This window comes from Streptococcus sp. 2741 (assembly GCF_013276315.1).
Classification (GTDB): domain Bacteria; phylum Bacillota; class Bacilli; order Lactobacillales; family Streptococcaceae; genus Streptococcus; species Streptococcus pseudopneumoniae.
This window is the reverse complement of sequence record NZ_VMKU01000031.1, coordinates 1-6,582: the sequence shown is the minus strand read 5'-3', so window position 1 is coordinate 6,582 and position 6,582 is coordinate 1. Positions and strand designations below refer to the sequence as shown.

Below are 6,582 nucleotides of genomic sequence, written 5' to 3'. Positions count from 1 at the left end.
TTTGAGGTTGCAGATAGAAGCTGACGTGGTTTGAAGAGATTTTCGAAGAGTATAAAATTTTGACATTCTAAAACGCATCCTATCAAGTTCACTCAAACCTGATAGGATGCGTTTTTATCATTTTGAAATCTATTTACCTCACCTCATTCCCCTTCTTGATTCCGTTTGAGGGAAAAGTGGTCTGGGACGGAGTCCTTACCTGTTTTCGACCAGGGATGGCAACGTAAAATCCGAGCCAAGCCCATCAAAACACCCTTGAAGCCATGTTTTTCAATAGCCTGAATCATGTAGTTGGAACAAGTCGGCTCAAAGCGACAAGAGGGTGGAAAGGCTGGTGAGATAAACCGTTGGTAAAAGCGCACAGGCGCTATTAAAATTCGTTTCATTATTTCTTGGTTACAGCCATGGTGTGTAGTTGGCTGATTTCTTTTTTATTAAGACGACGGGATTCTCCTGGACGAAGTCCTGTCAAGTCTAGATGTCCAAAACGGGTCCGTGACAACTTATCTACTTGGAGACCGACAGCTTCAAACATCTTTTTAACCTGGTGGTTACGCCCTTCATGGATAGTCAACTGCACCACAGAGCGGTTTTTGACTGGGTCCACTTTGAGAATCTCATAGACAGCCGGTTTGGTTTTCTTACCATCAATCTCAAGTCCACGGGTCAAGGGGCGGAGATTATCCTTATTGGCCACACCTTTAACACGCGCGACATAAACCTTGTCAATCTCATTACGAGGGTGAATCATCTCATCCGTAAAATCCCCATCATTAGTCAAAATCAAAACTCCTGATGTATCCCAGTCCAAACGACCTACAGGGTAGATGCGCTCTTTCACGTTGGGCAAGAGGTCGACAACCGTCTTGCGGCCCTTGTCATCTATCACACTGGAAATGACACCGCGTGGTTTGTTAAGCAGATAATAGACCTTTTCTTCGTTGTAGATAGGTTGGCCTTCAACTTCAACCTTATCGCCTGACTTGATAGTGGTTGCTAGTTCACGTACCACTTGGCCGTTAACCGTCACCAAACCTTGCTTGATCAGCTCTTCTGCTTTTCTCCTACTGGCCACACCTGCGTGGGCAATATACTTATTGATTCTCATCTTCTTCTATCCTTTCACCAAATAATTGGCTTTCTTGGGCTTGAATCTCAAGCTCATCAATCACTGGTAATTCTTCCAAATGGTTAATTCCCATGTAATCTAGGAAATAATCTGTAGTCACATAGAGGTTGGGGCGACCCAACACTTCTTTTTTCCCGTCTTCTCGTATCAAGTCAAAGGCCTGCAACTTTGCCAAGGCCCCACTCGAGTTGACCCCACGGATGGCATCAATCTCTATCCGTGTGATGGGCTGTTTGTAAGCAATGATGGACAAGGTTTCAAGGGCAGCCCGAGATAAACTCTGGTTGATAGGTGCCTTAGAGTATTCCTTCAAAATCTCTGCAAATTGAGGCTTGGTCACCAATCTATAAGCGCCCCCTGTCTCAATTAGAGCCAAACTGGAATCTGGGGCCTTTTCATACTTCTGGGCTAATTTTTCTAAACTCTGTTGGATGCCTGTCGGTGGCAGAGAGAGGAGTTCAGCTAACTGGCGGACTCTAATCCCATCTTCACCCGCTACAAACAAGAGCGCTTCTATTTTTGCTAAAGTACTCATCTTTCCTCTCTATCAAGTCTAGCTTTGGGCCACTTGACTTTCTTCCTTCTTTTCCATGAGATAAATATCTCCGAAACTCTCCTCTTGTACGAGGGTTAGCTCCTGGGTTTTGATTAACTCTAGGGTTGCCAAAAAGAGGGTGATGACCTCTTGGAGATTCTGGGCTTCCTTAAACAAATCCTGCAAGCGCAATTGATCTCGTCCAGCCAAGGACTCTTTCACGATAATCATCATGTCCTCAATCTTATACTCATCCCTCAAGATAGTCGTGTGGTTCTGTGCAAACTCCTCTTTTTTCTTGGCTAGGATATTTGAAAAAGCCAAAAAGAGATCAATGGTCGTCTTGTCATGCACAAGCTCCGCATCTTCGTATATCAACTCTGTCGGCGCTTTGGAATAGTGCTGGGCCCGTTCTTGGTGTTTGGCTTCCAAGTGCTCCCCCAAGAGCTTGAACTTGCGGTATTCTTCAATTTGAGAGAGAAGATCCTGCTCCAGGTCATCTTCCAAATCTGTCACTTCCGCTACCTTTGGCAAGAGCTTGCGGCTCTTAATCAACATGAGCTGACTGGCCATAACCATGTACTCACCCGTCACTTCCAGACGCATGGCCTGCAGGGTTGAGACATAGGCTAGATACTGTTCGATAACTTCCGTAATGGGCACATCGTAGATATCCATCTGATACTTAGAAACCAGGTGCAAGAGCAAGTCCAGGGGCCCTTCAAAATCTTTTAATTTAATATCCATTATCTATATTTTTCTAAGGTCAGGACTGTTTTTAATCCTAATTTTTTTGCAATTTCGTACAAATCGACCTTGTTTTCTATTTGTCTTAGAATAAACTGTTCACGTAAGACTTGAGCTGATAAGGTTGAGAAACCTTTCTCCTTGACAAAAGCTTCTAACTGACGAAAGGCCCACTGACGAGAATAGGCTTTCCCTCCCCTTTCAAAGAGATATATCTGGCCCATCAAGGGTTCCAACTCCGAAAGCAAGGTCGTGGGAATGCTGACAATCCTCTGTTGGGAAGCCTTGCTGATTCGCAACACCTGAAAATCCAGATTGATGTCCGCAACCTTGATGGCTAAAATCTCACTGGGCAAGAGCCCCATTTCTAGGATTAAGAGCGCTAGCAAGCGTCCCTCTGGATGGTCGCTTTCCTGCCAAAAAGAGTCTAGGTATAGAATCTCTGGCTTTTCCGTCTTCTTTTCAGCTTGTTTGGCTAATTCCAAGCGGTAAAAGCTGTCCACCTCTCCTTTTTGATAGAGAAAGTATAGAAATTGGTTACAGGCCGAAATCTTTCGCTTCTGGGCGCTGATTTTTAGATTGGCTAGCTGGGCTTGGTAAATCTTGAGACTGGTCTCAGAAATCCGCTCACCTACCATGTCTAAAAATTGCTCCAAATCATACTTATAGGACTGCTTGGAATTGACAGACAAGCCCTGCTTTTCCTCTAAAAAGGCTGAAATCCTGTCTCTCATTGGCATCGAATCTCATATTCCTTACTAAAGTCATGCAAGAGGGCATTAACGGCCTTGAGGATGGACTTGCGCGTAATAATCCCTTGGAAAATACCCTCTGCATCCACAACCGGTAAGAAGGACTCATCTACTAGCTTGTGCAAGACCTCCGTAATGGTGAAATCAGGCGAAACAACCGCTACGTCCGTTTTTGTCATATGAACGATATCCGTATCCGCCATGATTTCTTGGCTCAAGTCATGCTCCATCTGATAAGCCATAATATCTCTGAGTCCAATCGTCCCAACAAACTGTTTTTCATCTGTCACAACAGGAACACGGGTATAGGTCATCTGACTGAGCAAGAGGGTCGCATGATCCGCATTGTGGGTATCAATCAACACAGCTAGATTTTTAGCAGGGGTCAAAAAAGTTTCCTCCTGCCCCAACAAGAAAGTCTCAAACTCCTTGGCAATCATCGGCTAAACTCCTTGGACAAACCTGGATACACCTCGTGATCTCGTGTCAAAAAGTCCACTTTGAAGTAACTATCATCAATCTCCACACGAGCATAGAGACATTCTCTGATGGTACCTCGTGGTTGACTGATAGAACCTGGATTTAGAAAGAGGATCTTGCCTTCCAACCAAGCACTTGGCACATGCAAGTGACCATAGAGGCAGATAGCGGCCTCTTCCTCCTGAGCCCAGTAGTCCAACTTTTGAAAGTTGAAATTGATGTCAAACAAGTGACCATGAGTTTGGATAATCTTGGTCGAACCAAGCTCAGTCACCAGACGTTCTGGGTAGCCGGCGTAGAAGTCCATGTTCCCTTTAACAACGCGGATGCCCTCCCAAAGTGGAGAATCCGGACGTAGTTCAGAATCGCCGTTATGAAAAACGGCATCGACTTTGCCCACATAGCGATCACGGACTTCTTCCACAATCAAGCTATCGCCATGGGAATCGCTCATTACAATGATGGTTTGCTTTGCCATGATGGAAATACCTCCAAAAGTTTCTTAACGGCTAAGGCACGGTGAGATTGACTATTTTTTTCTTCCAGGGTTAATTCAGCTGATGACTCACCTGTTTCTCCTACAAGGAAGAGGGGATCATAGCCAAAGCCATTTTCACCCTTAGGTTCAAAGTTAATATAACCTGACCAGTCTGCTTCAACAACTAAACTTTCCTTATTTGGGCTGGCTACGACTAGGGTTGTGTGGAACTGAGCCGAGCGGTCCTTGAGTTCAAAGACCATGGCCAATTCGTGCAAGAGTTTGGCATTATTTTCACGGTCAGTTGCTCCCACACCTGCGAAACGAGCTGACCAGACGCCTGGTAAGCCACCAAGGACATCGACTTTGAGACCAGAATCATCTGCCAAAACCATCTTGCCCGTTAATTGAGAAATGGTTTCTGCCTTGAGACGGGCATTTTCTTCGAAGGTCATGCCTGTTTCAGCTACTTCAGGCAGGTCAGGATAGTCATTAAGATTTTCCACATCGTAGCCTAACTTATCAAAGATAGCTCGGAACTCTTTGGTCTTGCCTTCGTTACGAGTCGCAATCAATAAGGTTTCTCTGACCTTGTTTGTCTCAAAGAATGCTTCTACATCAACACCTTCTTTAGGCAATTCTACATGCAGGAGTTGCCCATTTTCAACTAAGAGAACCCCCCCCTGACGTTGAATGACTTCTACATTTCGTCCCATTTCTTGGTTGAGGATATCTACCACAAAAGACAATAAACGGTAGAGAGAACCATAGCGTAAAACAGTAACAGAAACAGGAAAACCTCGATCCTCATCTCGAAATCTTTGGGCAAACTCCAATAGAGGAAAATCCAAGTCATCATCCGTCAACGTCCGGACGCCACCAAAAATACCATAGGACCCGACATACCAGTCCTGTTCATCCTTATATTCATAAATTTTATTTGTCATAATTCTACATGCTCCACATGAATCTCTTTTTCCAGCCATTCTTCACCAATTTGTGCAAAACTTTGGCTGCTGGCTGTTGTGTAAAAACGGTGATTAAGTGGTCCAGCATCGCGACCACGATTGATTTCAAAATAATTAAGTAAGACTGAGATGTCCCGTACGCACTCTGCTCCACTATCGATGAGCTGAACCTTTGGTCCCATGACATTTTGAATAATAGGTCTGAGCAATGGATAATGGGTACAACCCAAAATCAGGCTATCCACCTTTCCAACCAAGGGACGCAGGGTTTCATAGACCACTTTCTTGGTAACACTGGTTGACAGGGCGCCAGACTCGACCAAGGGGGCAAACTTGGGACAGGCCAAACTCTCCACCTGTAAGTCTGGAGCCAGATCATGAATTTTCTGACGATAGATATCTGATTGTACCGTCATGGGCGTTCCAATCACACCTATTTTCCCACCTTGACTGGACTTGATAGCTGCCGAAGCTCCTGGCAAAATAACACCTAGGACAGGAATATCTAGTTGAGCCTTGATTTCTTCCCAGACGACCGCAGTCGCAGTATTACAAGCAATGACAATCATTTTGACATCCTTGGTCAAAAGAAAGTTGACCAACTGCCAAGTATATTCACGAATTTGCTCAGCAGGACGGGGACCATAGGGAGCCCGTGCCGAATCTCCAATATAGACGATTTCTTCATGGGGAAGCTGGCGCATGAGCTCGCGCACAACGGTCAAGCCCCCGACACCCGAATCCAAAAAACCAATTGGGCGATTATCCATACAGTCTTCTTTCTAGTCTTTTTTCTGATTGATAGTTCATTATGATTACCGTTCCTTATGAACTGAATAATGACAGCCTAATCAATAACTATCTCTCTTAATCATAATCAAATATCAATAGAATGCAAGGAAAAAGTCTCATCCCTAAACCCTTAGCCAACATAGTGAGAAGTCTGGAACTTTCATCCCAGACTTTTCCTTATCTATTTTTTCTTTTTATTGTTAGCAAGGGCTGCCTTTTGTTGGCGAATGATTTGGTGGTAAACTTGTTGTACCTTGGCTTCGCTTGGTTTTTGACCATTTGCACTCAAAAGAGTACGAACTGCTTCAGCATTCAAACGTGGGTTGTCAGCGAATTCCTTTTCGATTTGCTTACGAACCAAGTACATTCCTCCAATAGCTCCTCCTAAAAAAGCTAGCACAATCAATACAATTGCTAAAAGTAAATCCATCATTTTTCTCCTGTTTCTTTTTGAGTCCCTTTCATTATACCACAAACTAGTCACCCTGACTAGTTTGTTTTACGCTATCAGGGATGGAATGTAATTCGAATGTGAGAATGTCTTTAGTAAATCGAACGTGAAAATGTCCCATTTGATAAAATAGTCGTATGAAAAGTATCCAACTGAATATGAATGAAACGAAAAAATATCTTGTGATAAAAGCTATAGACCAAGGAAAGAAAACAAAGAATCGAGCCTGTATCGAACTGAATCTTTCTGA

10 protein-coding genes are annotated in these 6,582 nt (G+C 44.0%); all 10 read right to left on the bottom strand.

Annotated features, from left to right (window positions below):
- Positions 1–143: 143 nt before the first annotated feature.
- The 10 genes from yidD to HT671_RS03760 all read right to left on the bottom strand — a co-directional run bounded on the left by yidD (position 144) and on the right by HT671_RS03760 (position 6,311).
- Positions 144–386, bottom strand: coding sequence for a membrane protein insertion efficiency factor YidD (gene yidD, locus HT671_RS03805; protein ID WP_000821628.1), 243 nt, complete (start codon positions 384–386; stop codon positions 144–146).
- Positions 386–1,108: a pseudouridine synthase gene (locus HT671_RS03800; RefSeq protein WP_001222218.1), complete on the bottom strand. Its 723-nt coding sequence runs from the start codon at positions 1,106–1,108 to the stop codon at positions 386–388. The genes yidD and HT671_RS03800 overlap by 1 nt, the downstream gene beginning before the upstream one ends.
- Positions 1,095–1,664, bottom strand: coding sequence for an SMC-Scp complex subunit ScpB (scpB, locus tag HT671_RS03795; RefSeq protein WP_000105298.1), 570 nt, complete (start codon positions 1,662–1,664; stop codon positions 1,095–1,097). The genes HT671_RS03800 and scpB overlap by 14 nt, the downstream gene beginning before the upstream one ends.
- A gap of 18 nt (positions 1,665–1,682) precedes the next feature.
- A complete protein-coding gene (locus HT671_RS03790) occupies positions 1,683–2,411 on the bottom strand; it encodes a segregation/condensation protein A (protein ID WP_000351896.1) in 729 nt (242 codons plus the stop codon).
- The gene (gene xerD / locus HT671_RS03785; protein ID WP_277422124.1) at positions 2,411–3,145 is read right to left on the bottom strand and encodes a site-specific tyrosine recombinase XerD; all 735 of its coding nucleotides are present in this window, start codon (positions 3,143–3,145) and stop codon (positions 2,411–2,413) included. The genes HT671_RS03790 and xerD overlap by 1 nt, the downstream gene beginning before the upstream one ends.
- Positions 3,142–3,603: a cyclic-di-AMP-binding protein CbpB gene (gene cbpB, locus HT671_RS03780; protein ID WP_000560725.1), complete on the bottom strand. Its 462-nt coding sequence runs from the start codon at positions 3,601–3,603 to the stop codon at positions 3,142–3,144. The genes xerD and cbpB overlap by 4 nt, the downstream gene beginning before the upstream one ends.
- On the bottom strand, positions 3,600–4,121 hold the full coding sequence (locus HT671_RS03775; RefSeq protein WP_001118962.1) for a metallophosphoesterase: 522 nt from the start codon (positions 4,119–4,121) through the stop codon (positions 3,600–3,602). The genes cbpB and HT671_RS03775 overlap by 4 nt, the downstream gene beginning before the upstream one ends.
- Positions 4,097–5,068 carry a nucleoside-triphosphate diphosphatase gene (locus HT671_RS03770; protein WP_000182447.1) on the bottom strand — a complete coding sequence of 324 codons (972 nt, stop codon included), beginning with the start codon at positions 5,066–5,068 and terminating at the stop codon, positions 4,097–4,099. Before HT671_RS03770 ends, HT671_RS03775 begins: the two co-directional genes overlap by 25 nt.
- Positions 5,065–5,859, bottom strand: coding sequence for a glutamate racemase (gene racE, locus HT671_RS03765; RefSeq protein WP_000370374.1), 795 nt, complete (start codon positions 5,857–5,859; stop codon positions 5,065–5,067). Before racE ends, HT671_RS03770 begins: the two co-directional genes overlap by 4 nt.
- Before the next feature lie 203 nt (positions 5,860–6,062).
- Positions 6,063–6,311: a YneF family protein gene (locus tag HT671_RS03760; RefSeq protein ID WP_000364983.1), complete on the bottom strand. Its 249-nt coding sequence runs from the start codon at positions 6,309–6,311 to the stop codon at positions 6,063–6,065.
- Positions 6,312–6,582: the final 271 nt, after the last annotated feature.

Bases quoted from the DNA above. Each gene is read 5' to 3' on its own strand.
- scpB (WP_000105298.1), bottom strand. From the start codon at position 1,664: ATGAGTACTTTAGCAAAAATAGAAGCGCTCTTGTTTGTAGCGGGTGAA.
- cbpB (WP_000560725.1), bottom strand. From the start codon at position 3,603: ATGATTGCCAAGGAGTTTGAGACTTTCTTGTTGGGGCAGGAGGAAACT.
- HT671_RS03770 (WP_000182447.1), bottom strand. From the start codon at position 5,068: ATGACAAATAAAATTTATGAATATAAGGATGAACAGGACTGGTATGTC.
- yidD (WP_000821628.1), bottom strand. From the start codon at position 386: ATGAAACGAATTTTAATAGCGCCTGTGCGCTTTTACCAACGGTTTATC.
- racE (WP_000370374.1), bottom strand. From the start codon at position 5,859: ATGGATAATCGCCCAATTGGTTTTTTGGATTCGGGTGTCGGGGGCTTG.
- HT671_RS03790 (WP_000351896.1), bottom strand. From the start codon at position 2,411: ATGGATATTAAATTAAAAGATTTTGAAGGGCCCCTGGACTTGCTCTTG.
- HT671_RS03800 (WP_001222218.1), bottom strand. From the start codon at position 1,108: ATGAGAATCAATAAGTATATTGCCCACGCAGGTGTGGCCAGTAGGAGA.
- HT671_RS03760 (WP_000364983.1), bottom strand. From the start codon at position 6,311: ATGGATTTACTTTTAGCAATTGTATTGATTGTGCTAGCTTTTTTAGGA.
- HT671_RS03775 (WP_001118962.1), bottom strand. From the start codon at position 4,121: ATGGCAAAGCAAACCATCATTGTAATGAGCGATTCCCATGGCGATAGC.
- xerD (WP_277422124.1), bottom strand. From the start codon at position 3,145: ATGAGAGACAGGATTTCAGCCTTTTTAGAGGAAAAGCAGGGCTTGTCT.